Annotated in this window: 19 protein-coding genes; 4 read left to right on the forward strand and 15 right to left on the reverse strand. The window is 50.3% G+C overall.

What is annotated here, in order from left to right:
- Positions 1–83 precede the first annotated feature (83 nt).
- The 6 genes from bcsC to bcsR form a co-directional block, all read right to left on the reverse strand.
- Positions 84–3,590 carry a cellulose synthase complex outer membrane protein BcsC gene (gene bcsC, locus CPY98_RS19840; RefSeq protein WP_096388650.1) on the reverse strand — a complete coding sequence of 1,169 codons (3,507 nt, stop codon included), beginning with the start codon at positions 3,588–3,590 and terminating at the stop codon, positions 84–86.
- Positions 3,563–4,747 carry a cellulose synthase complex periplasmic endoglucanase BcsZ gene (bcsZ, locus tag CPY98_RS19845; RefSeq protein WP_080723884.1) on the reverse strand — a complete coding sequence of 395 codons (1,185 nt, stop codon included), beginning with the start codon at positions 4,745–4,747 and terminating at the stop codon, positions 3,563–3,565. Before bcsZ ends, bcsC begins: the two co-directional genes overlap by 28 nt.
- Complete coding sequence (gene bcsB / locus CPY98_RS19850; protein WP_096388788.1) at positions 4,747–7,053, reverse strand: cellulose biosynthesis cyclic di-GMP-binding regulatory protein BcsB; 2,307 nt, start codon at positions 7,051–7,053, stop codon at positions 4,747–4,749. Before bcsB ends, bcsZ begins: the two co-directional genes overlap by 1 nt.
- A gap of 135 nt (positions 7,054–7,188) precedes the next feature.
- A complete protein-coding gene (gene bcsA, locus CPY98_RS19855; protein WP_096388651.1) occupies positions 7,189–9,762 on the reverse strand; it encodes a UDP-forming cellulose synthase catalytic subunit in 2,574 nt (857 codons plus the stop codon).
- The gene (gene bcsQ, locus CPY98_RS19860) at positions 9,759–10,514 is read right to left on the reverse strand and encodes a cellulose biosynthesis protein BcsQ (protein ID WP_043489663.1); all 756 of its coding nucleotides are present in this window, start codon (positions 10,512–10,514) and stop codon (positions 9,759–9,761) included. The genes bcsA and bcsQ overlap by 4 nt, the downstream gene beginning before the upstream one ends.
- Positions 10,514–10,711 (reverse strand): cellulose biosynthesis protein BcsR, encoded by a 198-nt coding sequence (bcsR, locus tag CPY98_RS19865; RefSeq protein WP_043489666.1) that lies wholly within the window; start codon positions 10,709–10,711, stop codon positions 10,514–10,516. Before bcsR ends, bcsQ begins: the two co-directional genes overlap by 1 nt.
- Positions 10,712–11,000: 289 nt before the next feature.
- Here bcsR and bcsE point away from each other — a divergent pair, with 289 nt between their 5' ends.
- Genes bcsE through bcsG form a run of 3 tightly spaced genes read left to right on the forward strand, consistent with a single transcriptional unit; the run spans position 11,001 to position 14,435 of the window.
- On the forward strand, positions 11,001–12,563 hold the full coding sequence (gene bcsE / locus CPY98_RS19870; RefSeq protein ID WP_096388652.1) for a cellulose biosynthesis protein BcsE: 1,563 nt from the start codon (positions 11,001–11,003) through the stop codon (positions 12,561–12,563).
- Entirely contained in the window at positions 12,560–12,781 is a 222-nt protein-coding gene (gene bcsF, locus CPY98_RS19875; RefSeq protein ID WP_040044433.1) for a cellulose biosynthesis protein BcsF, read from the forward strand. The genes bcsE and bcsF overlap by 4 nt, the downstream gene beginning before the upstream one ends.
- On the forward strand, positions 12,768–14,435 hold the full coding sequence (gene bcsG, locus CPY98_RS19880; RefSeq protein WP_096388653.1) for a cellulose biosynthesis protein BcsG: 1,668 nt from the start codon (positions 12,768–12,770) through the stop codon (positions 14,433–14,435). Before bcsF ends, bcsG begins: the two co-directional genes overlap by 14 nt.
- A gap of 441 nt (positions 14,436–14,876) precedes the next feature.
- Here the strand turns inward: bcsG and dppF are convergent, their stop codons facing one another.
- The 5 genes from dppF to dppA form a co-directional block, all read right to left on the reverse strand.
- The gene (gene dppF / locus CPY98_RS19885; protein WP_046448872.1) at positions 14,877–15,884 is read right to left on the reverse strand and encodes a dipeptide ABC transporter ATP-binding subunit DppF; all 1,008 of its coding nucleotides are present in this window, start codon (positions 15,882–15,884) and stop codon (positions 14,877–14,879) included.
- Complete coding sequence (gene dppD, locus CPY98_RS19890; RefSeq protein ID WP_043489675.1) at positions 15,881–16,861, reverse strand: dipeptide ABC transporter ATP-binding protein; 981 nt, start codon at positions 16,859–16,861, stop codon at positions 15,881–15,883. The genes dppF and dppD overlap by 4 nt, the downstream gene beginning before the upstream one ends.
- A gap of 69 nt (positions 16,862–16,930) precedes the next feature.
- Positions 16,931–17,836, reverse strand: coding sequence for a dipeptide ABC transporter permease DppC (gene dppC, locus CPY98_RS19895; RefSeq protein ID WP_025799544.1), 906 nt, complete (start codon positions 17,834–17,836; stop codon positions 16,931–16,933).
- 11 nt (positions 17,837–17,847) lie between these two features.
- Complete coding sequence (gene dppB, locus CPY98_RS19900) at positions 17,848–18,867, reverse strand: dipeptide ABC transporter permease DppB (protein ID WP_043489677.1); 1,020 nt, start codon at positions 18,865–18,867, stop codon at positions 17,848–17,850.
- Positions 18,868–19,031: 164 nt separating this feature from the next.
- Positions 19,032–20,660, reverse strand: a complete 1,629-nt coding sequence (gene dppA, locus CPY98_RS19905) for a dipeptide ABC transporter periplasmic-binding protein DppA (RefSeq protein WP_046360031.1) — start codon at positions 20,658–20,660, stop codon at positions 19,032–19,034.
- Positions 20,661–21,227: 567 nt separating this feature from the next.
- On the opposite strand from dppA, the gene CPY98_RS19910 reads away from it, so the two are divergent.
- Entirely contained in the window at positions 21,228–21,716 is a 489-nt protein-coding gene (locus CPY98_RS19910; protein ID WP_043489679.1) for a YbaK/prolyl-tRNA synthetase associated domain-containing protein, read from the forward strand.
- Positions 21,717–21,772: 56 nt separating this feature from the next.
- On the opposite strand, the gene CPY98_RS19915 is transcribed toward CPY98_RS19910, so the two are convergent.
- From CPY98_RS19915 to CPY98_RS19930, 4 genes are all read right to left on the reverse strand, one after another.
- Positions 21,773–23,338, reverse strand: a complete 1,566-nt coding sequence (locus CPY98_RS19915; RefSeq protein ID WP_096388654.1) for a methyl-accepting chemotaxis protein — start codon at positions 23,336–23,338, stop codon at positions 21,773–21,775.
- Between the two features lie 252 nt (positions 23,339–23,590).
- The gene (gene eptB, locus CPY98_RS19920) at positions 23,591–25,258 is read right to left on the reverse strand and encodes a kdo(2)-lipid A phosphoethanolamine 7''-transferase (protein ID WP_040044426.1); all 1,668 of its coding nucleotides are present in this window, start codon (positions 25,256–25,258) and stop codon (positions 23,591–23,593) included.
- Positions 25,259–25,500: 242 nt separating this feature from the next.
- Positions 25,501–26,364, reverse strand: a complete 864-nt coding sequence (gene proC / locus CPY98_RS19925) for a pyrroline-5-carboxylate reductase (protein WP_071842648.1) — start codon at positions 26,362–26,364, stop codon at positions 25,501–25,503.
- A gap of 169 nt (positions 26,365–26,533) precedes the next feature.
- On the reverse strand, positions 26,534–26,791 hold the full coding sequence (locus tag CPY98_RS19930; protein ID WP_025799557.1) for a DUF1471 domain-containing protein: 258 nt from the start codon (positions 26,789–26,791) through the stop codon (positions 26,534–26,536).
- Positions 26,792–26,863 lie beyond the last annotated feature (72 nt).

Genomic DNA, 26,863 nt, shown 5'->3' on the forward strand with positions numbered 1-26,863 from the left:
GCCGACAAAAAACAAAAAGGCCCGTCATGCACAGTACATGCGGGCCTTTTAAGCTTGATCTAATCAAATTCGATATAGAATGATTACTTGAAATCAGCGTATGGCGTTAATGGCTGTGGTGGCAGATCCATATCACCTTGCCAGCCAGCCGCCGAATAGCGGACATAAATCAAACCGTGACTCGGGGTATAGTCTTTCGCTTCCTGAATATCGACGCCTGCACCGATAAACCAGTTCGAAGTGACTCGGCGTTCAATAATCGCTCGTAGGGTATAACCTACGCCGCTGCTGCTGCTGCCACTATCCGTATCATATTTATCAGTGTATTTGTTGTTCGCTTTGTCCGGCGTAGGGATCAGACTTTTAATCGGGTAGCGATCGACGGTGTCGGTTTTCGAATGCGACCAAGACACCGAACCACCCAATTCCCAAGACCAGTTTTCGGTACGTTGGCGATAGTTCAAAGGTACACCAAAGGAAACGTATTCCTGCGGGCTATAGTAACCACCTTGCCCCAGCGTATATCCGCTCAAATCCTTATCGTAGTGCCAAATCATATTACTCAGGCCTACGGTCACACGGCGGTTATTTTCGTTGATCAGCTTGTAATAGTACCCCGCCATCCAACGCACGCTGCTGTTGTCAGCAACGTTTTTCCCTGTCAGTTGATCGGCGCTCAAATCAGCCCAAACGCCATGCGCTTCGCCGCGATCGTAGCTGCCGCTGATCCCCAAACCGGTACGGCGTACACCGCCCCATGTAATGCCCGTTTGATCGTCTTTTTGGCCACCGAACGCCAACAATGAACTTGATATCGGGCGACGATGAGCATTCACCGTCCAGCCAATATGGTTCCAGTCATTGCTATAACTCAGCCCACCGACCCAGTCCACCACGTCGAAGCCCATTGGGGTGGTACCGAAATCCCCTTCCCAATGGTCATTTTTCCAGCCAGCGGAGAGACTCGCACCCGTTGAGTTTTGGCTATTACCGGGCTTACAGCCGTTAACGTAACAGGTACCAAATTTCTCTTTGTAAGCCCCACCTTTAAAGGAACCCTCCTGCATATTTACCACATCGGTACGCAGGAACATCCGCCCATCGTAGAGCGGCGCATCCATCTGCAGCATGGTGGTATTAGCCGTTAAATCGGAGTAGCCACCGGTACCGCTAGAACTCGCATAGTCATGATCCAGCGTGACATTCACATCCTGCTGTCGATACAAATCAGCCGCATCGGAACGCACACCACGCTTAAGCCAATCATCTTTTTCATCGTTACGCGTTAGACGAGTGAAAGTATCGTTATCCTGCGGTTTGGTTGGCGCAATGCCAGAGGTCACCATCGCATCACGGTAATAATCGAGCGCTTTATCAGGGTTCCCTTGCTTTTGTTCAAAGCGGGCCGCGTCGCGCATCACCAGCGCACCGTCCTGCCCTGGTTCTTTGGCCGCCTGCGGAGTAATACGATCAAAGATCGCCTGCGCTTTCGCCATATCTCCCACGGATGCCCAAGCTCCCGCCACGCGGCGTTCGGTATTCATGCTTGGCGCTTCGGTCGGTTTAACCTGCTGCAATGCCTGTAGCTGAGTGCGGGCTTGTTCAAGCTCACCTTGCGCAACGAAGGCTTCAATTTCTCCTAGATGAGCGGAGTCATTATCAGGCTCGCGTTTTAGCACATCGCGATAACCCGCCAGCGCCGCGTCATAATCTTCGCGCTCTAATGCCCAATCGGCGAGCGTTAAATCAACGCGTGTATTGGCTGGCTGTTGACGTAGGTAAGCAATCGCTTCGTCTTCATGCCCCGCATCACGCAGGTCTTGGGCTTTTTTAAGCGTTTCGCTGAAGTGCAAACGGTCAGAAAGCTCACGGATATTGGCATCCCACTTCGCCTGCGGTAATCCATCAATCTGCGCTAATGCCGCCCGATCGCGATCGGTACCAGAAAGATAAAGCGCGTGCGCATAAACCTGTTGAGGATCGCCCGGAAGCTGCTGCGCTAAAGCATTGAAAGCGCGGTCGGCTTCATCGGTACGCCCGGCCGCATGCAGGTCTTTAGCAAGGCGGTATGTCAGCCATACGTCATTGGGTGAAAGTGTCAGCGCCTGTTGTAACTTAGCTGCCGCACCTGCCCACTGTTGCTGCTGTTCAAGAGCCTGCGCCTGCTGTTGCAATACGTCACTTTGAATGCTGTTTATAGCACTCTGCATCGTCTTACGCTGGCTACGCGGCAACTGATCCAGATAGGCCATGGCCTTCTCGGGTGACTGGCGTTGGTAAATGTTCACTAACCCACGCACCGCGCTGCTATTGGTTGAGTCGAGGCGCAGTGCCTGCTGATACAATCGTTCTGCGCCCGCATCATCTTTACGTGCAACCGCAACATCAGCTAAACCCAGTACGGCATAGCTATCCGTATTATCGATCCCACGCGCCTGCTGATATTTTTGCTGCGCAATATCCAACTGATTGGCCTTCAGGGCTTTGTCGCCAGACTGGATTGCCAACCAATACTGATTACTTTTAATTAAGCTGACCCACTTATCGCGGTCATATCCGGTCGGATCGGCTTTTAATGCACGTTGGAAATACTCTAACGCTTTTGCACGGTTATCCTGTCGCGCATAGGCCTGACCCAGTGCGCCTAGCACGTCGGAATCATTTGGGCTTGATGCCAATGCCTTCTGCAACTCAGGGATCGCCACCCCGCCTTTTCCGGAGTCAACCATCGCCAAGCCGCGTGAACGGGCAACAAAAGCGGGATCGGAGAGTAATTTTTGCTGGTCGTCTAACTTCTTGCGCGCTTCAACGGTGGAAGGATCTTGCGCGAAAATAACCAGATAACGCTGCAAGGCCGCAACGCTTTGTTCACCGACTGGAATACGGTTAATCTCAGCCATCCACAGATCCGCGGCATCTCCGCGCGTGTTGCTATCTGCCGCCATTTTCTCCAGCACCGCATAAGCTTTCTGCGTTTGGTTGGTATCCAAAAGCATGCCTGCCAGCGCTTTGCGCAACTCACCATTACCCGGATTGGTTTGGCTCAACGCTTCCAATTTGGCAATGACGTTGTTTTCTTGACCCGGCTGACGTGCAACGACGCGCAGATACTCCACCGCTAAATCAACGGTCGGCGGCGTACCTTCAAACAATTTATCATAAGCGGCCACCGCCTCAGGAACATGGCCTGCGGTCGCTAATAGACGCGCCTGCTGTAGCTGTTGACGGCCTTCCGGCGTGGTCAGCGCCATATTCAGTTTTGCCTGCTTATAGGCCTCTGAATTCGGCGCCTGCGCTTTCAATTTATCTAGCTGCTGTTGCGCAACCTGCTGATCGCCCTGACGCAACGCCAAGCGCATACGCGCCGCCATCACGTCGGGATTGTTAGGATCCATCAGCTCTAAGCGATACAGCGATTGCGTGACCAAGTCATCGCGATGACTGGCTTCGCCCACGCGAATTTGCTCGAGCAGCCACTGCTCAGGCGAAACCGCTGCATCTGCGGCAACGCCTGCACCAGACAGAGAGGCGAGAGATAAACCGATCGAGAGACTCAACCCGCTTAATGAGAAGTTGCGGTACTTGCGCATGTGCTGCTGTCCCAGTGAGGTAAAAGCTCACCTTTTAAATTAAAACGAAAACGTTGTTGGTCCCATCCTTGGCCAAAGAGCGTTAATACGTAGCTGTAATAAGCATCATCGCCCAGCGGATTATCTTGTACCCGTTGGCGCTGAACCGCTTGCGCATCAGAACCGGCAAGGAACGGCAGCAACGCCGCTGAAAAACCTGAATTGCCATATCCTGACGCTTTGCCCGTCGCAACATCGACTTTTTCTGGTGGATATCCAAGCTCGGCGGTCATCGCCGCCATCGGCTGCCACTGCTTAATCAACGCGGCTTTGTTAGGATCGTTATCAGCCATCATGCCCGCCCACAGATAAACACGGATCGCGTCATAACCGCTGACGTTAGGCTTATCCGGCGTGGGTTCCCAGCCTTTGTCTTTGCGCCAGTCTATCCAGTCTGGCACAAACCCTTTCGGTGAACTCTCCAACAACAGACGCTGATTATTTTTATGCAGCGCAGCCCAAGGGCCATGGAAACCGGCCATGCGAGCCATCAGCTGCGGCGGTAAATAGCTTGGGTTAACGGTCCATACCGGCGAATGCGCAAAACCGACGCGCCCTGGCAACAACATTTCACCAAACCCTGGCAACTCAGCCACTTCCTCACGCGCGATGCGCTGAAGCAGCAAAACGCCTAGAGATTGATAGCTGCGCACTTTCCATAAACGGCCCGCTTCCATCAGCGAATAGGCAATCCACAGATCGGAATCCGAAGCCGAATTGGTATCGAGAACGCCCCATTCCTGCTTGCCGTTTTTATCTTTCTCTTTCATACCCCATAGCCAAGCGGGTAAGCGAGCGCTCAGATCGCCCTGCGCTAAATTGTTCTGCGTCCATTGCAGAATATTTTCAAACGTAGGTCGGTCATTGGCGACCAGAGCGAAGAACAGGCCATAGCTTTGGCCTTCAGAGGTCGTAATTTTTTTCGGGCTGCTGGTGTCGATCACCCGCCCTTGTTCACTAATATAGTGCTGTTTGAACTGCTGCCACTCTGGCCAATCACAACTAGCAGCAGCCTGAGTGCAAAAACTCAGCAGGAGCAGACACAGCGCAACCGCGCTGAATCTCGGCTCATGTCGTCCCCCTACGCAGGGGGACTGAGTGAAAAACCTAAACATCATTAATCACGCTCATCAGGAGATAAACGACGACGGCGTAAAATCCGTAGCAGACGCCATAGCACGATGGCCAACAGTACGACGCTCACCGCTGATAACACGGCAACCAGAATCGGATGCGTCGAGAATACATGCCACAGACGTTCCCACCACGGCAGATGACCCACGTAGTAAACATCGCCCACGCGCAGGCTGTTCACACCAGACTCACGGATGACTACAACAGAACCTGACATTGAGGCTTTCTTACCGCTGTCGATCATCGCGTCATTAAGCAGGCTATAGCCACGTGGGCTGTCTGCCAGCAAAGCAACAATGCTACGCTGATCGTGATACGGAGACTGGAAACCAATCACCGCGGCCATGGCACCTTCAGAGCGAATGGTGGTCTGCGAGTCAGGCTTCATTGCGGAAGCTTCTGGCATGATGGTGTCGAGATTTGGTCGACGCATCGGCATTTTGATCCAGCTTTCCGTTGCATCCACCAGCAGATCGATTTTGTCATCCTGTTTGAGTGCATCAGGAATTGAGCCAATTAACAGCACATCGGTATCTTTATCTTTTACCTGTGCCCAATCATCGGTCAGCGATACATTCAGCGCAGGGAAACCGGTTTGAGCACCAATGCTGCCCAATGCGTTTAGCATGGCCGTGACTTGAGCCGGCGTAGATTGTTTACCCACAACCACTTCAGTTTCTGACAAATCGGCTAAGCGACTGAACGGGAAGCCGGCGTTGGCGAATGAACGCAAATCCGGCATCGCCATAAAGTGACGGTAGCCTGAGAAGTCGATGGTTGAAGTGCCATCAATCGCCACCGTGTTAGGGACTGGCTGTGAGGTCACACAGTTATCCACTGACCCGCCGGAAATGGGATTCGCGTAGTCAAAATCAAAGCGCAGCTGGTTACTGGCACCCAGTTTCAAGGCCGGAATAGCCACATCAGTATTTTTATCAATCAATCCTTGGAACAGCGGCAAGCGCATCAACAATGCACCTTTATCGTGTTCAGGCACCAAATTAAACGATTGAATAAACTGATTGTTTAGGCTGATCCGCATGCGGGAACCGTCTTCGCTCGCAGGCGACGTATAACGGTACTTCATACGCATATCAATGCCGGTACTGCGAATCAAGAACAGATCTGGCGGCAGGTTTAGCGTCACGCTAATCGGCGACGGCTCTAAGCCTGTCGATTGCAACTGCTCTGCATAGGTCTGTAGCTCGGAGAACGTCATTGGGCGGTCGGTACGTACCCAGTTTGGCGCATCGTATGGCACGCGAGGTGCCAGCGTTTTAACGCCTTCGACCTCAACGCTGTCACCACGGAACAGAACGTTGCCCTGCGCAATACCGCGCACCGCCGTCATCAGGTCTTTATCATCACGACCCAACACCAGCAGCAATTTCACATACGGGTTATCTGGGCGACTGATCATCTCAACCACAGGCCCATTCACAGCCGGATAATCGCGCAGGAAATCAGGGCGCTTATCGTTGGTGGCAAATACTACGCCGTGTTTTTCCGGCAGTTGGTTAAACAGAACAGGGAAGTTTTGCCCACGCCATTGCGCTTTGCTACCAAACCAAGATGCCAGCACGCCCGCAGCGCGTTGTTCTGACAAGTTAGGCTGACCGGCAAAGACGATAGGCAGCGTTAGCGCACTATAATCGCGAGCATCAAAGAAAGGCTCAGGGAAATGCGACAAATCATTTTTCAGCGGCAACCCTTGGTAGGTCAGGCTGATGGAGCTGTTTTTGCCCACGTCTAGCCAGAGTGCGGTACTCGCTGGGTTCTCACAAACGGCACGATAGTGACCAACAAACTCCAGACGAACGCGGTTAAAATCGCTGATGTAGCGAGAATCAATCGGTACCTGTGCGCTGTTTTTCTTACCCAACTGCTCTTTCGCAATCGGCAACACGCCCATGAGTTCATCGTTAAGAAAAACTTTTACCTGAGACTCCACGGGGAATAGCGCGGGCGACGGCGTAAACTCTAAGTTCAGCATCGCATTCGATACCACTTCATCGCTACGCACGCCAAACTCAAACTGTCCGGTAGGATCAACGCCGCGCAAATGCATACTGCCCGGTGCCGGTGCAATCTTAGCGAAGGTTAAGTTAACGTCGCGCGTCGGGATCCCAACGACCTGAGGTGCTGGCGCGGCGGGATCGGTCAATGCGGTCGTAGCGGCATTTGTTGTCGCCACATTCTCTGGTTCGGTTACAGGAGACACCGGCTCAGCATGCACCAAAGTGCTAATACCCAATGCCACAGCAGTTAGCCAAAATATTTTTTTATTCATCGCATTATCATCATGTTGAGCCAATGTCTGATTCACCACTTTACTCTTCGTATCTCATCGCACAGAGTCTCCGCTGCGCCTTGAAATCGATGAATAAAGAAAAGTCCCGAAACGCTTATTATTTTTCCTGCCTACTTAAGCCCTGCTCACCCCGCGTGGAATAAACGAAACCGTCCACGCAACCAGAGTGGTAAATCCAACAAACACACTACGTAAAATCGGCGGTGCGTAGTCGGCAAGGCTTTGGTATCCACGGAAACCGAGTTTCAAAATATCCACCAAACTCTCTACCGGTTTGTCTTCTGCAAAACTGTCTTGCCACAGCGCCCAAGTATCTGCGCGGGCAAACGTACACTGAATAAACTCAATGTGCTGGGCTACGCTCATGTTATCCATACGCAAACCGGCTTTTTGTCCGAAGACTCGCGTAACCTTAGCTGGGAAGGAATATTCCTGCTGTCCACGCTTTAGCATCAGCGTGATGTTCTCACCATCCTGCAACACATTGCCTGAGCGTAGCTCAATTCCCACGCCGCCATCAGAATAGTCACGCAGCGTACAAGGGAAAATATGGCCGTCTTTTCGCGCAATTGCCGCAGGCATCGCAATTTCGACACGGTGAGACTGACGAACCTGCTTAGTTTCAACCGATACCGCCACGGCACCGCCTAAAATGACCATGTTGTAGAACACCCACACCATACTCATCGCCACCGTCCAGATCTCATCTTCTGGCCCGAATGACATGCGCCAAATTCCCAGAATCAGCCCGGCAAAGTTCAGCAGAACCAAAATCAGATACGGACGGGTAATTACCCAGTCGACGTGCTGATGCTCAACCAAGCCACCTTTGGCAGTCACGTTAAATTTCCCTTTATGCGGATTAAATAACGCCACCGTAGTAGGACGTGCGATGTACCACGCCAGCACCGTTTCGTAGATTTCACTCCAAAACGAATGGCGGTATTTGCCTTGGATTTTTGAGTTGGTGAGGCTGGAATGCACAATGTGTGGGATAACATACAAAGCGATAGCCAGCGCCGGAGCAAAAATGATGTAGGCGTGCATCAGCAAGAACGCCAACGGCGCGGTTAAGAAAATAAGCCGCGGGATACCCGATAAGAAATGCAGCATGGCGTTGGCATAACAAATACGCTGCGCCAGCTTCAAGCCTTTGCCAAACAGCGGGTTATCCAAACGGAAAATCTGCACCATGCCGCGCGCCCAGCGAATACGCTGACCAATATGCGCCGACAAACTCTCCGTGGCTAAACCCGCCGCCTGTGGAATTCGAATATAGGCCGACGTCCATCCACGGCGGTGTAAACGCAAAGAGGTATGCGCATCTTCCGTCACGGTTTCAACGGCGATCCCGCCCACTTCGTCCAGCGCAGTACGTCGCAATACGGCACAAGAACCGCAGAAGAAGGTCGCATCCCACATATCGTTGCCGTCTTGCAGCAAACCATAGAACAAAGTGCCTTCATTCGGCGTGCGGCGGAAACGACCAAGGTTACGTTCAAAAGGATCGGGGGAGAAAAAGTGGTGCGGCGTCTGCATCATGCCGAGCTTTTTGTCTTTAAAGAACCAGCCCAGCGTTAACTGTAGGAATGAACGCGTTGGCACGTGGTCACAGTCAAAAATCGCTACAAATTCGCCGGTCGCCTGCTTCAGGGCGTTATTGATATTCCCCGCTTTTGCATGTTCATGCGTTGTACGAGCAATATATTTAACCCCTACCGTCTCCGCAAATTCACGAAACTCTTCGCGGCCACCGTCATCCAACAACCAGATATTCAGTTTTTCTTTCGGCCAGTCAATGCCCAACGCCGCGTAGATCGTTGGTTTAACTACGCTCATATCTTCGTTGTAGGTTGGCACCATGATATCGATAGTTGGCCACGACTTAACGTCTTCCGGCATCGGTGCTGGCTGGCGATTAAGCGGCCAAATGGTTTGGAAATACCCCAGAACCAACACTACCCACGCATAGGTTTCTGCGGCAAGCAGCAGCAACCCACAGATTAAACTGACCGGATCGTCCCAGTTTAGCGTTGAGGTATAGCGCCACCAGATATAACGGCAGGAAACGGTTAACGACAGCACGATCATCATCAGAGAGGAGAAGCGCCCTGGAATACGCCGCACCACCATGGCAATACCCCACAGCAGCAGTACGAAAACAAACTGGGAACTTAAATCAAAAGGCTGGGAGATACATAACAGCGCGAGGATGGTAGAGAAAACGCACATCACGCCTAAAATAATACGCCGAACGCCCTGCCCTAAACGGTTAAAGGCCTCTTCAGACTCTTCCGCACCGTGTTCCTGTACTTTATCAGGCAGACTTTTCAGCCAGCCATGATAGCGATTGTGCAAACCTTTAAAACGCTCACCTAAGCCATAATTTTTTACCGAGCGATGCGCGGAGAACACGATCAACCACAGGGACTGAATGGCATAACGAACGATATCTAACGGGCGTGGGCGCTGTGCATCAATATGGGGAAAAAGCGTGGTTTGCTGGCTACGGATCTGCTGCCAGCGCGGGGATTCCAGTTTTAGAAAGAACCAGGCCATTGCCAACCAAAAACACCCCAGCGCCGCGCCTAAAGGGGAGGCCTCGTTATACTGGCGGTATTGACGATAGCGATCGGCCAACGCCTGACGCGCTGGCGTCATTAGAAACAGATCGAGTATCCACCTCATAACGCCGACCCATCAGCAACGTTGCCATCGGCATCAAAATGCAGCAAACACCAATTAGCCAACGTCATAATTTCTTCGGTTGCCAGCGAGTGCGGATAATACTCGCCCACCGGTTGCTTGGCGGCGCTCGCCTCAGCCATCGCTTCGTCGCGGTGAATCACCATAGGCAACAGCGAAGGCAAACTTTGCAGCCACAGCTGATAAATATCTTCTTGCAGCTTACTGGTGGCAAGCAGTTGATTTGCAAGCAGGAACGTTCCCTGCGGCAGCGCCTGCTGATGTAAGCGCGTGTGGCAGTTGGTATCAGGAACAATAACGTTAATAACGCCATCGGCAAGAGAAGTGAAATGCTGTGTCAGCGGATGCATACCGTTTGGCACATCCAGCAAAATCCAGTTATAACGGCCATTGGCACGCAATGCTGGAATGTTTTGCGCCCAGTGCGTCCAGCGGTGTATGTCCGTAAAGAATTGCGCATGCTCATCTGCGCTAATCTGTCCGAAAGGTAGAAAATCAAGCAGGTCGGTGTAACGTAGCGCCGCATCTTGCCAAGCCGTACCATCAAATTCAGCACGCGCCCAACCGTTCGTGTGGGCGAAATCCGTATTGAAATGCATGCGCAGCAAATTCGCAGGGGTGGCGTCGATGACTAACACGGATTCGCCCAGTTGCTGCAACCCCCACGCTAACGCAGCGGTGATCGATGTGGTTCCCACACCTCCTCGCATTCCCTGCAAAGCAATAATTGCCATTACTTAGCGCTCCCTGCAAATTGCATCAGCTCCGCCAAAAGGGGCCAACGGCGGATCACTTCATTCATATGTTCTTGTCTAGATATGTCGATATAGTCAATTTTAGGAATAGAAAATGCTTTGCTTAGAGCTGCAATATCATTTTGGAAAGTAAAAGTAGGGCTATTCTCAATCGGATTATTTCTTTTATCATTCATTCTGCTATCCGTGAAAAATCGGCTATGGTTTATGATTATAGCTAGATAAAGAAAAGCTGTTTCTACAATATAATAGCGAGAACATATCAGTCTTAGTAATTTGTCGTGAATTATTTATAATGTTACATTCCTTTGGGAAATTTCGCTAGTAAACTGATATAAGTTCAATTAATTGGAGCCGCAGAAAAACAACGAGCAAAAGCATTTCGTGTGGCTAAGATAAATCTGTCAATTAGATAAAAACATCAGTTTTACTAGGTATAATCACATTCAGAGAAATTAAACTCTTATGGCGCTATCGTTTTCTCTTGGAGTTCATCAACTATGGGATGAGCTTCGCATTATGCAAGCTCCCGGCCTCTACTGGGTGAGCGCAGATCGCGAAGTTGATGCCAAAAGTTTTTGTCAGCAGGTTATCTCTAGCCAGCCAGCTGAAACACGCGCGGCGTTAATCAGCGTTAATCATCCTCCTCAGGATATCATCAGTGCCAACTACGCTCATGGGCCCGACAAACTTCCTATCTATTCTCTGCCTGAAAGTAAAAAAGCGTTATTTCAGCTGACTGAAGATTTAATGCGCGGTTTAAATCCGAAAAATCGTCTGTTGATGTTGTTAACCCCCTCCAGTATTTGGGAACAGCTGCAACCTTATGAGCTCACCGACTGGATGAGAAATACTGCCCGCTGGTTGCGCCAACAAAACTGTACATTATTGATTTTAGACTACGGGAAAAGCGCCAATAATCAAAGGGCAACGCTTCAGTCTCAACACCGTACGCTATGTGGCCTCGCGAGCCTACGATGGCTTCAGGACCTGCACCGTTATGACGTGGCGTATTGGTGTAACCAAAACGGTGTCACCGCGCAGCAAGACGTCAGCGTTTCTTTTGATGAGCAAGGTTGGCATGCACAGGAAGATGCGTCTCAAGCGCCACAGCCACGCAACGATGAACAGCTCTATCTAGCCCATAAAGGCGTGCTGGAAGGTGCTCCACCGCTGTCAGAAAATTGGCATCTATTTGAGAGCAATCTAGCGCTGTTTAATGCTGCCTATGCAGCACAAGCTTCAACGCTGGTGTTTCAGCTTTCGAACAGCGATCAGCTCGATGCACTGGCGCGAAAAATTCATACTTTGCGCCGTCAGCGCGGCAAAATCATTAAGCTCGTTGTGCGTGAAAGCACACCTTGCTTGCGTTTCAGCGATGAACGTTTGTTATTGGCCTGTGGTTCCAATCTGATTGTGCCGCATAATGCGCCGCTTTCACGCTGTTTAACCATGTTAGAAGGGATTCAGGGACAAACCTACCCGCGCCATGTCCCTGCAGATATTAATCTGCTGATTGATGCAATGCGCCCGCTGAATTTGAAAGGATATATTCCTTACAATCCTTTCTGCGAAACGTTGATGTCATTGATGAATAACGCATTATTACCAGAAGACAGCAAAGGAATTCTGGTGGCATTGCGCCCGGTGCCCGGACTGCGCGCTGAACAAGCTCTCACGCTATGCCGCGCTCGCCGCTTCGGTGATTTAGTCACTATTGATGAAAACCGGCTCACGCTGTTTCTTTCATCATGCAGAATCAATGACTTAGACGTTGCACTTAAACACATATTTCCACTGCCGGTCGAAGAAGTTTTCTCCAACCGCATGGTTTGGTATCAAGACAAACTGATCATCATGGAACTGCAGCAGATGCAGCTTAATAAGCCATCAAACTGGCATCTTTCCGACCGGCTCGCGCCGTTGGTCGGCAATAAAAGCAGTCCGGTGGCCGAAGAGCGTCCACCTCGGCATTCACCGCAGCCAATCAGCTTATCTCTAGCCTTACATCAGGAGCGTGCTGAATGATGAACGGGATGGATATACTGCAGCTTATCGTGCTTTGTGCGGTGATTTTGCTGCCATTAGGCTACTATTTGCGTAAAAAATTGCCGATGCTGCTTCAGTCAGTACGCCAAGTTTTATTCACGCCGCGCTATTTAAAATCCGAAGGGATCCTGCGGCGTAATACTCGTTTGCAACGTAACACTTCAGTCACGGTAGACCGTAAAAATGACCAAGAATAGTAATACCAAGAATAACATCGCGGACCTGTGGCACTACTGGCGTGGGCTAGGCGGTTGGAATTTCTATTTCCTACTTAAATTTGCCCTCTTGTGGTTTGGCTATCTCAACTTTGATGCACTTTCTAACCTGATTTTCCTCGCCTTTTTGCTTTTCCCTTTACCCAATGCCCGTTTACACCGCTGGCGTAACTGGATTGCCATACCTATAGGTATTGGTCTGTTTTATCACGATACGTGGCTACCGGGTATCAACAGTATTATGAGTCAAGGCTCGCAGCTAGCGGGCTTCTCAGCGTCATACCTTCTGGATTTGGTCAATCGCTTTATCAACTGGAAAATGATCGGTGCAGGCTTCGTAATGCTGGTCGGTTACCTGTTTGTCTCACAGTGGATCCGCATAACGGTATTCGTGGTGGGTGCGCTCGTTTGGCTGAATGTGTTGCAAATAGCTGGCCCAGCTATCTCCTTAGTCCCTGATACAGCGAGTAATAGCACCGCGACTGCACCGGCGGCCAACGCCAATACTGGCTCTACATCAGCCGCTGCAACAGGCGACCTGCCGGCACAAACGGCACCACCAGATAGCAAGAACTTGGCCGCTTATCTCGATGCCTTCTATGCCAGTGAAAAACAGCGCCAAACTCAGTTCCCAGCGGCGCTACCAACGGATGCTCAACCCTTTGATTTACTGATTATCAATATCTGTTCTTTAGCATGGTCTGACGTTGATTCCATTGGCTTACAGGATCATCCGCTATGGAAACACTTCGATATCCTGTTCAAAAACTTTAACTCAGCCACCGCCTACAGTGGCCCAGCTTCAATTCGTTTATTACGCGCCAGTTGTGGACAGCCTTCGCATAAAGAGCTTTATTCAGCCGCGGGTCAACAGTGCTATCTGATGGATAATTTAGCTAAGCTAGGCTTTGGTCAGAACCTGATTATGGACCATAGCGGCAAGTTTGGTAACTATCTGGATGATCTACGGAAATATGCTGATTTGCAGCCACCGCTAGAGTCTCAGGCAGGGATTTCAAATGAGCTGACTTCCTTTGACGGCGAGCCCATCTTTAACGATCTTGAAGTGCTGCAACGCTGGGAACAAACAGTTGAAAAATCAGGGGATGCGCGTACTGCAACCTTCTTTAACCTGATTCCGCTGCACGATGGCAACCGAATGGTTGGCAGCAGTAAAGTTGCCGATTATAAGCCTCGCGCTCAGAAGCTGTTTGATCAGTTGGATACGTTCCTTACCCAGCTTGAGAAATCAAACCGTAAAATCATGGTTGTTGTTGTGCCTGAGCACGGTGCTGCGCTAGTTGGGGATAAAATGCAGATGTCTGGCCTACGTGATATCCCAAGCCCAAGCATCACTCACGTTCCCGTGGGCATCAAGTTTATCGGTATGAAAGCACCACAACCTACTGAAATCGTTGTCGATCAGCCAAGCAGCTATCTGGCGCTTTCCGAGCTGGTTGCACGCTCTGTTGACGGCAAACTCTTCACTGAGGCAAGCGTAAACTGGCAGGATCTCTTGAAGGGATTGCCTCAAACCGCACCGGTTTCAGAGAACGATAATGCCATCGTTATTCAGTATCAAGGTAAGCCATACATTCGCCTCAACGGTGGTGATTGGGTTCCTTACCCGCAATAAGATTGCTATCGTTAAACGGCTAGAAAGGCTCCCAAATGGGGGCCTTTTTTCTTATGTATAGCGCCTTAAAAAACATATTTATTCATTATGCCTATATATTTTTACATATACAGGAAATATATTTCCCTCGGGTAGACGTTATTTTAATATGGATATTTTAATGCATCTTTAACCCAGCAATATATATCTGAAAATACACGTATCCTTAGAATAACGGCAACCGACAATTAAGATTGATATTATTAACATCTGTTAAGATATTTCTAATAAAGCAAAAGACTACTATAGCGTTAGCAGACTAATACATCTGGTTTATCTTTTTTTTGCATGCTAATAGTTACCTCCTGTACAGATTCACATATAAGAGTACACCCATCCCTTATATCTAAAAAAAGAGCCTATACAGGCTCTTCAAATAAATATCTATATGGATAATCCGCTTTAGGCGCTCTGTGCAGCCTCATCCTGATCGACGGCAAAACAGGCAATAAGCTGATCGCCATACTGCTTAAGCTGCGGTTGTAACTGTTTGCAGGTGCCAAACGCACGACTACAGCGAGCATTAAACGCGCAGCCCGGAGGCGGATTCAACGGGCTCGGCAACTCGCCTGTCAGTTTGATACGCTCACGGCGCATATCGGGATTCAGGCGAGGCGTTGCCGACAGCAGCGCTTGGGTATAGGGATGGCGTGGGTTATTGAACACCGCTTCCTTCGGCCCTTTTTCTACACAACGTCCCAAATACATCACGATGACCTCATCCGCAATATGCTCAACCACGGAGAGATCGTGAGAGATAAATACATAAGACAGCCCCATCTCCTGCTGCAAATCCATCATCAGGTTCAGAACCTGAGCACGCACCGAAACATCCAGCGCAGAAACCGGCTCATCCGCAATCACGACGTCTGGGTTCAGCATCAGCCCACGCGCGATGGCAATACGTTGACGCTGACCACCAGAGAACATATGCGGGTAGCGATCGTAATGTTCGGTTTTCAACCCGACTTTCTCCATCATTGCCAAGGCCTTTTCGCGCCGTTCGGCACCGCTAAGCTTGGTGTTAATGGTGAGCGGCTCCTCAAGAATTGCACCGACTTTCTTGCGCGGATTCAGCGAAGCATAAGGGTTCTGGAAAACGATCTGGATTTTCTGGCGACGTAGTTTTTCCGCAGTAGCGTCCGGCTTTAATAAGTCCTGCCCTTGGTAGTACAGCTCGCCGCCGGTAGGAATTTCAATCATGGTCAGCAAACGCCCCAGCGTGGATTTCCCGCAGCCTGACTCGCCCACTACCGCCAGCGTTTTGCCTCTTTCCAGCGTAAAAGAAACGCCGTCTAACGCTTTTACCAAGCGTTCAGCGCCAAACATGCCCTTCTTCACCGGATAGTGTTTTTTCAGATCAATGGCCTGAAGCAGCGGTGCCTGTTTGTTCAATATTGCCTGACTCATAATGTTGGCCTCCCCGCATCATCGAGCGGCGTATGGCATTTCGCCTTACGTCCGTTGATATCCTTAAGTTCCGGTTCTACCTCACGGCACAAAGCCGTCGCATACGGGCAGCGCGGATTAAGCAAGCAGCCGTTAGGGCGATCGTATTTACCAGGGACAACGCCCGGTAGCGACGCCAAACGCGCTTTGTCGGCGGCAAACTCAGGTAACGCCCGCAGCAAAGCCTGCGTATACGGATGGCGCGGCGTACGAAATATTTCCTGAGCCGTTCCAGCTTCAACCACCTGACCGGCATACATCACGATAATTTTATGCGCGGCTTCTGCTACCAGCGCTAAGTCATGCGTGATCAGCACCAGCGCCATGTTCTCTTTCTGCTGAAGATCCAGCAGCAACTCAATAATTTGTGCCTGAATAGTGACGTCTAGCGCCGTGGTCGGTTCATCGGCAATCAACAGTTTTGGCCGACAGGCAATCGCCATCGCAATCATCACACGCTGACTCATCCCACCGGACAACTGATGCGGATACACATCCAAACGCGAGCCCGGATCGGGGATTCCAACCAGCGTTAGCAGGTCGATGGCGCGCTGACGGCGCGTGCTTTTATTCCCGCCCTGATGCACCTTGAGCGCTTCCATAATCTGGAAGCCCACGGTGTAGCAGGGATTCAGGCTGGTCATGGGATCCTGAAAAATCATGGCGACTTCCGCCCCCACGATTTGACGCCGTTCTTTCTCTGAAATTTTCTGTAAATCGATATTGTTAAAGCTCAGTCCGTTTGCCATCACGCGACCGGGAAAATCAATCAGCCCCATAATCGCCAGTGAACTCACTGATTTACCAGAGCCAGATTCCCCAACAATACCAATGACTTCACCCTGATTTACGCTGTAGCTGATACGATCTACGGCGCGAAACGGCGCGTCTTTTTCACCGAAGTGAACTGATAGCTCGTTAACTTCTAATAAAGCCATAATATTCTGCTCCCAAAAATCTACTGATGTTCTGTTGCCCAGTTCACACTGGGCGGTATCAGTAGACTTTTACTGTTTCAAACGCGGGTCTAGCGCATCGCGCAACCCATCGCCCATCAGGTTAAATGCCAATACCGTTAGCAGGATCGCAAGGCCGGGGAAGGTCACAACCCACCACGCACTTTGCGCAAACTGCAATACGTCAGACAGCATGGTTCCCCACTCCGGCGTTGGCGGCTGTGCGCCCATACCGAGGAAACCCAGCGCCGCCATGTCGAGGATGGCATTCGAAAAACCTAACGACGCCTGCACGATCAAAGGCGCTAAACAGTTAGGCAGAATATTGATAAACATTTGACGCATGGCACCGGCTCCCGCCACGCGAGACGCGGTGACGTAGTCGCGGTTAACTTCCACCAGCACCGCCGCGCGCGTCAAACGCACGTAATGCGGCAAGGCAACAAACGTCAATGCCAGCGAAGCGTTAACGATTGAAGGGCCAAAGATAGCCACCAGCACTAAAGCCAACAGCAGGCTTGGCAACGCCAACATAATATCGACGATGCGCATAATGACGGCGTCAACTACTCCGCCGAAGTAACCCGCCAACAGGCCAAACACCACGCCGAGGATCAGCGACAAGACCACCACTAAACAGCCCACCAGCAACGACAGGCGCGCGCCATAAATCAGCCGCGATAGCACGTCACGGCCGACATCATCGGTACCGAGAATAAATTTCCAACTACCGCCGTCTTGCCAAACGGGAGGTTTAAGCAGCGCATCACGAAACTGCTCTGCGGGGAGATGCGGAGCCAACACATTGGCGCCGATCGCTAGCACTAACACGATAATGATATAAACCAACCCCACTACCGCGCCTTTGTTGCGCTTGAAGTAGTGCCAAAACTCCTGAAACGGCGTCATTGGTTTGGGCGCGCTCATTGCTGGGGACGTTGTTGTAACGTTAGACATCGTTGCGCCTCCTATTTCTTATGCCGAATGCGTGGATTGACGACGCCATACAGCACATCGACCAGCAGGTTGACCAAGATGATCATAATGGCCACCAACAGCACTCCGCCTTGCACCACAGGATAATCACGACGCTGCAATGCATCGATTAACCAACGGCCTAAGCCCGGCCAAGAGAAGATGGTTTCTGTCAGAATGGCTCCCGCCAGTAACGTCCCCACCTGTAGACCAATCACCGTCACCACCGGCAGCAACGCATTACGCAGCGCATGCACAATAATCACTCGCATACGCCCTAATCCTTTGGCGCGTGCGGTGCGGATATAGTCTTCACTTAGCACTTCCAGCATGGAGGAACGCGTCATACGCACAATCACCGCCAGCGGGATAGTACCCAGCACAATGGCAGGCAGGATCATATGCATGACCGCGTCTTTGAAATCGCCTGGCTCACCCCAAATAAGGGTATCAATCAGCATAAAGCCGGTGAGCGGTAAGCTTTCATCAAGGAATACGCTGTCATCGATACGCCCCGATACGGGCGTTAGATTGAGCTGCACCGACACCAGCATGATGAGCATGATCCCCCACCAAAAAATAGGCATGGAATAGCCCGTCAGCGAGATGCCGACAGCGGTATGGTCGAAAACGGAGCCGCGCTTAACCGCCGCTAATACGCCAACCGGTATACCCACGAGAATGGCAAACAGCATCGCGCAGATGCCCAGTTCTAGCGTGGCTTTAAAACGGGGCACAAACTCATCCCAAACCGGCGTGCGGCTTTTGAGCGAGGTACCTAAATCACCGTGCAATACGTCTTTGACGTAGTGAAAATATTGTTGATACAGCGGTTTATCTAAGCCCATTTCCGTCATCATCTGAGCATGACGTTCGGCTGAGATCCCGCGCTCCCCTGCCATGATCGTGACCGGATCGCCGGGGATCATGTGAACAAAAGCAAACGTTAACAACGTAATGCCAATAAACGTTGGGATAACTAACCCCAAACGCCGGAGTATGAACTGCAACATATCCCGTACTCTCTATTTTTATGATGAAGCATTGCTCACAGTACAGCTACGACTAACAGAGACCCCACCCCAGCCCTCCCCTTCACAGAGGAGGGAGCAGATCGATAAAAATCACAATCGGCTCCTCCCCCTGACGAGGGGGAGGCTGGGAGGGTTAGCGGTAATTAGTCGAGAGACACCTGATCGAAGTGATGTTTACCCAATGGATCAACCACATAGCCTTTCACTTCTTTACGCACTGGCTCGTATACGGTGGAGTGGGCAATGATCAGCGCAGGCGCTTGGTCATGCATCACTACCTGAGCCTGCTTGTAAAGCTCGGTACGTTTTTCATGGTCGGATTCAGCGCGTGCAGGCTGGATCAGATCTTCAAACGGCTTGTAGCACCATCTTGAGTAGTTAGAACCGTCTTTCGCCGACTGGCAGCTAAACAGCGTTGCGAAGAAGTTGTCTGGATCCCCATTGTCCCCAGTCCAGCCCATCATCACGGTCTGGTGTTCGCCGTCTTTCGCACGTTTCAGGTACTCGCCCCACTCATAGGTCACGATCTTGGCTTTCACACCCACTTTCGCCCAGTCAGCCTGAATCATCTCAGCCATACGGCGAGCGTTCGGGTTGTATGGACGCTGCACCGGCATTGCCCAAAGGTCGATAGCAAAACCGTCTGCCAGACCCGCTTCTTTCAGCAGTTCTTTAGCTTTAGCAGGGTCGTAAGCGTAATCGGTGATCTTGTCGTTGTAGCTCCACATGGTTGGTGGGATCAGGTTTTTCGCAGGCTGGCCCGCTTTCTGATATACCGCGTCGATAATCGCTTCTTTGTTCACCGCCATGGTCAGTGCCTGACGCACTTTCACGTTATCCAGCGGTTTTTTCTCGACGTTAAACGACAGATAGCCGACGTTCAGCCCCGGTTGCTCCATCAAAGTAATGGATTTGTCTTGTTTCATACGGTCAATGTCAGCCGGATTTGGATACGGCATCACCTGACACTCATTCTTTTGCAGTTTGGCATAACGCACGGATGCATCCGGCGTAATGGAGAAGACTAAGCGATCGATTTTTGGCTTAGGTCCCCAGTAATCTTTGAACGGTTTGTAGAGGATTTTGGAGTCTTTCTGGTATTGCACCAGCTGGAATGGCCCAGTGCCCAGTGGCTCAAGGTCAATCTTCTCAGGCGTACCGGCTTTCATCATCGCATCGGCGTATTCCGCAGACAGAATAGAAGCGAAGTCCATCGCTAGGTCAGCCAAGAATGGCGATTCAGGGCGCGTCAGCTCAAAGCGAACGGTGTTATCGTCCACTTTTTCCACTTTGCTAATTAGCTCGCCCAACCCCATCCCTTGGAAATACTCATAGGTACCGCCAGAGACTTTGTAGTACGGGTTTTTATCATCTTTCTGACGCATGAAGGAGAACACGATGTCGTCAGCGTTCAGATCGCGCGTTGGTGTAAACAGCTTGCTGCCCTGCCACTTCACGCCTTTGCGCAGGTGGAAAGTATAGGTTTTGCCATCTGGGCTAATATCCCATTTTTCAGCTAAGCCGGGCTCAATCTCGGTAGTACCGGTTTTGAACTCAACCAAACGGTTGTAGATCGGCACCGAGCTGGCGTCGTAGGTGGTGCCCGAGGTGAACAGCTGCGGGTTAAAGCCCTCAGGTGAACCTTCTGAACAATAAACCAGAGTTTTTGCCTGCGCACCGGCGGCCAGCGCCAGAGCAACCAGACCAATCCCTAACTTCAGCGCACCAATTTTCTTTCCACGGCGGGTGGAGGTGTTCTTATGAGAAGACATAACGCTTGGCTCCGTAGTGTGATGTGTGTGTTCTGCCAGATCTATTTTTTTATAGGCGATCCGTGCAGCTTTGGCTGACAGCCAAGGATAGGTGCAACCCGCATGCCAAAGAGAACGATTCTTCGGGGCCACATTGGGTAGCACTCGGAAAGGGATCCCAGTGTTAATCACCCACCTTATGCATACCAATTTCGCAAGTGTTTAAGGTGACGTCAATATAACCAAACGTGATTTACAAGGACTGTGATATACAGCATACAAACATTAAAGAAACGTATTGATAACATTTACAGGATTAAAATTTATGCTACCGCGCAAATATCAGCTCATTTCACCATGTAACAAATCTTTAATAGAGAATACAGCTGCCAAACTTGCTGAAAAAATTCTCGCTAAATGATGAATATCTGAACAATTGAGTTTGTAATCTGCGTTATCAGCAGGAGGAAATGCTGTGATCCGAGGTCCGATGCCCTATTTCAGGGAGCCATTTTGGCCACTTCGCATCAAGTCAGAGCAGTTAGGATCGCGCTATGATGATGCAAACCGAGACTCAGGAGAGATAGCATGTCGATAGCAACATTTGCGCGTTTAACGGCTCTGCTTGATGAGCATCAGGCTCGTTATCGCGTTGTAGAACATCCTATGGCGGGGAAATCTGAAGAGGTAGCCAAAATTCGCGGTACACAGCTTGGGCAAGGAGCCAAAGCGTTGGTCTGTCATGTGAAAGGAAACGGTATTAAGCAGCATGTTTTAGCCATACTGCCCGCCGACCAACAGGCCGATCTCAGCGCGTTAGCACACGGCATCGGCGGTACGCGAGCGTCATTAGCCAGCCCGGTGGAAGTTGATGCATTAACCGACTGCGTATTCGGCGCGATCCCGCCTTTTAGCTTCCATCCAGACTTACTATTGGTAGCTGATCCGCTGTTATTCCAGCGCTTTGATGAATTGGCATTTAACGCCGGTACGCTTGAGCGTTCTCTAATCCTCAACACTCAAGACTATCAGCGCATCGCTCAACCTAAATTGGTCACGTTTATTCGCACCGAATAAGTCTCGCGAAAAACCTCCCCTTGACGCTTTAAAAAACAAGGGGAGGTTTATGCCGATTATCCGTTCACCGTGAGCTTAAACACGCTCATGCTTTGCATCAGGTTTCCGCTTTGCTCCTCTAAGGAACCGGTCGCAGCGGCAGACTCTTCCACCAGCGCCGCATTTTGTTGCGCCACCTGATCCATCTGTGAAATCGCCTGATTCACCTGTTCAATACCGCGGCTTTGCTCGTGAGAAGCCTCAGAGATCTCACTCATCAGCGCCGTTACCTGACGAATCTCCTTGGCGATATCAGCCATAGTATCGCCCGCGTTGGTCACCATTGATGAGCCCTCTTTTACCCGACGAGCCGAATCTTCAATCAACGTTTTAATCTCTTTGGCCGATTGAGCACTCCGCTGCGCCAAGTTGCGCACTTCACCAGCAACCACCGCAAAACCACGCCCTTGTTCACCCGCACGAGCGGCTTCAACGGCGGCGTTTAAAGCAAGGATATTGGTCTGGAAAGCAATACCGTCAATCACGCTGATAATGTCGGCAATTTTCTGTGAACTGGTCGAAATTCCCTGCATACGGGCAATGGCTTCACTGACGATTTCCGCCCCTTTATCAGCGGTATGAGAAACATTCCCTGCCAGCTGATTCGCCTGCTCGGCGTTGTCCGCATTTTGTTTCACCGTGGCGGTCAACTGCTCCATACTGGCGGCGGTCTCCTCCAGCGAGGCAGCCAATTCTTCCGTATGCTGCGATAAGTTTCTGTTACCTACGGTCAGCTCTTTCGCCCCCACATCAACCTGCATACTGGCATCACGTACCTGACTCACCGTATCTGCCAGCGATGTTTGCATGGTGAGCACGCGCCGCCCCAGCTTGGCAATTTCTGATTTGCCTTCACTCTCAAGATCCTGAGACAAGTCGCCACTGGCAATCAAAGAAACATGCCCGTCTAAACTTTCCAATGGATTCAGGATGATTTTACGCAGCGCAACCCAGCACAGTGCACCAATCAGAAACGAAAATGCGAAAGACACACTGATAATAATCAGGTCACGTTGGTAATCATGTTGCGCATCCGATAATGCCTTTTGACCGACTTCATCGGCGAAGCCACGGAAATCACGCAGGTCCTGATCAAAATTGGCAGATAAATTGCGCAACTGATCTTCTAATAATGCGTAATAAGCCGCGCTATCGTTGGTTTTCAGCGCCTGCAACATAGGCCGTAACGCCTGATTAACGTAGATCTGGTAGGTGTTTTCCAGTTCAGCGCTCAGTTGCGCACCGCGCGGCGTCAGTTTTTTCAGATCGGTAAATTTCTGCATGGATGCATCAGCTTCACCGATCAATTTCTCCGCTCGCTGACGGCTATCATCTGCCGCCGCTAGTTTACCCATCTCCATTTGGCGAACAGATAATGCCCCCGCCGTACGAGCCCGTAGCGTGGCATTAAAGCTAGCGGCCAGTGGGCTCAGCTCTTCAGCCTGCACCTGATTAACAACGGCCAGTCTTTGATTAATTTGGCGAACAGATTGAATACCGATAATGCTGATCATCAGCAGCAATAACGTATAAACAAGCATGATGAGTGCCAGCCCACCACGGACTGTCAGGTGTTTACTCATAATAGTCGTATCCCTAGGAATGAAAGAGCCTGCAAAAGAAGACATCAGATGTGGTATCTCTCTCAGCCAGTACAAAATGCCTCTCTCTATGGAGAGTGAATTATGAACAGAGGGAACTGACTGAAGATTGATCAGTTTATCGGCATGCCTGAAGGGAACTTGAGAGAAACTTAATACGAAGAAAGGCGCTTCTAGGAATAAAAAAGCCGAGAGGAAGAGTTCCTCTCGGCTCATCAAGACTAACTTATTGAATTAAAAACGACACCAGTTGTTGTTTTCATTAATTCCGCCATTGGGCGAGGTATAGCCTAAGCACCCCAGAATCGAGTCATACAGCTCAACGTGCCGGTGAGTCTGCCCCTGTTTTGCCTGCTTTTGTACCTGCTCAAACATTTTGGCATTGTTGCCTGAAGCCAAAAACTTATCCGATGCCCATACCATCAGTGGCACACGGAACTGCTCTGGCGGAGCCATTTCACGCGGAGTGCCGTGGAAATGCTCATTATCGCTGATTGATTCACCGTGATCAGAGGCATAAAACACCAGTGCTTTTTTATCTCGCACCTGATCAATCACGCTTTTAATCATGTTGTCAGTGTACAAAATGCTGTTGTCATAGGAGTTCATCAGCTGTTCTTTGGTGCAAGAATCGTCTACGCCCATGCACTCCGGTTTAAACTTCGCATAGCTACGCGGATAGCGCTGCGTATACAAATAGTGGGAACCAGACGTATGCAGTACGACTAAATGCTTGCCGTTTGGATGCTTCTGCAATGAATTCTGTAGCTCTTCCACCAGCAGCATATCGTCGACCGGCTTCCCATCATTACGATGTTCTGCGGCGATCAGCTCACGGAATGAGAAGTTATCGGAGTCGGTATTGTTGTAGAACCAAATCTCACTTTGCATCGCAAAAAGCTCAGAACTGAATCCAAGCTGATGTAATACAGAGAAAATATTCTGTTCTTTCAGCGTACGCTGAGCGTTGTTTTCCGTTCCGCCCTCACGCACAAACATGCAGCGCAGGGAAAGTTTGGTTGATGTATCGCAGGACTCACCGCGGAATGCGGCCAGATTAGGCTCTTTAGCCAGCTGTGGCGTGGTGTCACGCTCATAGCCCAGAATCCCCATATGATCCCAACGCGCCGTTTCACCGATGATGAACACGACATAGGTATCATCTATCCCTTCAGGCGCGACGTAAGAAAAATGATCCGCGGGATCAAATAAGTCGGCTTCATCCTGTCGTTCATCCAGCGCGGTGTAGCCATATAATCCAAACGCCGCCAGCCAGTTTGATGGCAAGTAAGAGTGAGCTACCACACCACCATAGCTTGGCATATCAACGTTGTTTTTCTGGTCGATCTCTTTCTGGGCGGTACCCATTAAGTTTAATGGAACCCAGACCACCGCAACAATCAGCGCCATCCCAACCAAAGATATGATTCTTTTACCCGGTGTTTTTAGCTGCTCAAGCAACGTGTTACGCGCTGAACCCAACCAGATGATCGCCAAAGGAATAATGCTGGCGGCAACAAACCACAAAACAAATTTCCAGCCGACAACTTCGGAAAACAGACCCAAATCACCCGGGGAAAATACGGAAATGATAATGCCGTAGCCAATCACAACGTTAAATGCCGTCATGTAATAGCTTGCAGCCACGGATATTAGCGTGATGAGCGTAGCCGTAATTTTGAAGAACCAGCGCCCTCCCAGCGAAAACACTCTCAGGATAAAGAAGGTAAAGAGGAGAACAACCATGACCTCTAAACTTCCCGTTAACCATTTAGAAAAATGGAGCCCCTCTTTGACTTCATCAAAACGGCGTAAAAACACCGGAATATTAAGAAAAATACCAATATAAATCGCTAACAGCAGCGCCTGCATTGGTTGTGATAGCAATTTTATTTTTTGCATTACTTTCTGAAACCTTGTTGCTAACCCTAGAAAACATGAGACACACCGCATTCTAAATCGTTCAGATGCGGGAACGGAATTTACCAAGAAAGTTCTTAATCGGCGAGAGACTATTCAGCAGAAAAATGTCAGCACCAGCCCAGCGGCCTATGGTGACGGACTTAGAGAAGGGATGACATGGGGATCGTCTGAGAAGATGCCCCATGGCATGGGGCATCAAATAGAAGGGAAAGCGGGTAAAATTAACGACGGCTCATCTCTTCTGATTTCGCCATACAGCTTTGCATCGCGTCCATCACGGCCGCACGCAGACCCTTTTGCTCTAACACTTTCACGGCTTCAATCGTGGTTCCCCCAGGAGAACACACCATATCTTTGAGCTCACCGGGGTGTTTACCGGTTTCCAGCACCATTTTGGCTGAGCCCATCACCGCCTGCGCGGCAAACTGATAGGCCTGAGCACGAGGCATTCCACCCAGCACAGCGGCATCAGCCATCGCCTCAATAAACATAAACACATAGGCAGGCGCTGAGCCACTCACGCCCACCACGGAATGGATTAGATATTCAGGAACAATAGCAGCCTTACCAAAGCTGCTAAAAATTTCTACAATCAGCGCGCTTTCATCTTCGCTCATTTGCTTATTCGGCGTAATGGACGACATTCCCGCATTCACCAACGCCGGCGTATTCGGCATCACGCGCACCACTTTTTGCCCATCTTTCAGCGCAAATTCAAGCGTTTCTAGCGTGACACCGGCCGCAATGGAAACCACAATCGCGTTTGGCTTGAGCGATTCTCTGATTTCACCCAAAACATTCGCCATCATATTCGGCTTAACACCAACGATCAGAATATCAGCCTGCTTAGCGACCTCATCTGCACTGCTGGCACCTTGGCTGCCAAACTCCTGGCTAATCGCTTCAACGCTTTGCGCGCTACGGTTATACACCGTGATATTTTCCGGTGAGACCAGTTTACTCGCAACCAGACCACCTAAAATCGCCTTGCCCATATTGCCACAGCCAATAAAACCGATTTTCTTATCCACGATGTTATTCCCCACAGTGCAGTCCTCCACGATAACGCCCGTTGTATCGAACATAATTGACATCTTCAGATGCGATTTCTTAGGCTACCACCAAAACCGTGAGAAAGGCACAACCTCTGTCCTGAATCTAAAAAAACAAAAAGGCCTTTCCCATTGATTGGGAAAGGCCTTTTCTGTACCGCTTCTGAACTACAGATAGTGCACTAAGTATGACGAGTATCGATTATTTATACAGTTCAGCAGTAGCATGCATTTTGTTATTTCCAGAGGTGGAAATAATGCGATAAGAAGATGCGCCAGCCTGTTCAGCTTTAGCCGCTACGCGAGCTTCCAACCCATCAAGGTTAGTTGCGCCACTGACGGATACAACGCCCATTTTCTGCATGTCAGACGTTGGCTGAGAAGAGAGGTCTGCGGCAGTAGCAGCAAATGCGGTTGCAGAGAGTGCGAAAACTACAGCTAAATTTTTGATGATTTTCATAACGTTTACCTTTCTTTAAATTTTGTCGTTTTGAAAGGCGCCCGCCTTCCGATGACTAAAGAATAGATCGGT

The organism is Hafnia sp. CBA7124, assembly GCF_002355555.1.
In the GTDB taxonomy this organism is placed as follows: domain Bacteria; phylum Pseudomonadota; class Gammaproteobacteria; order Enterobacterales; family Enterobacteriaceae; genus Hafnia; species Hafnia alvei.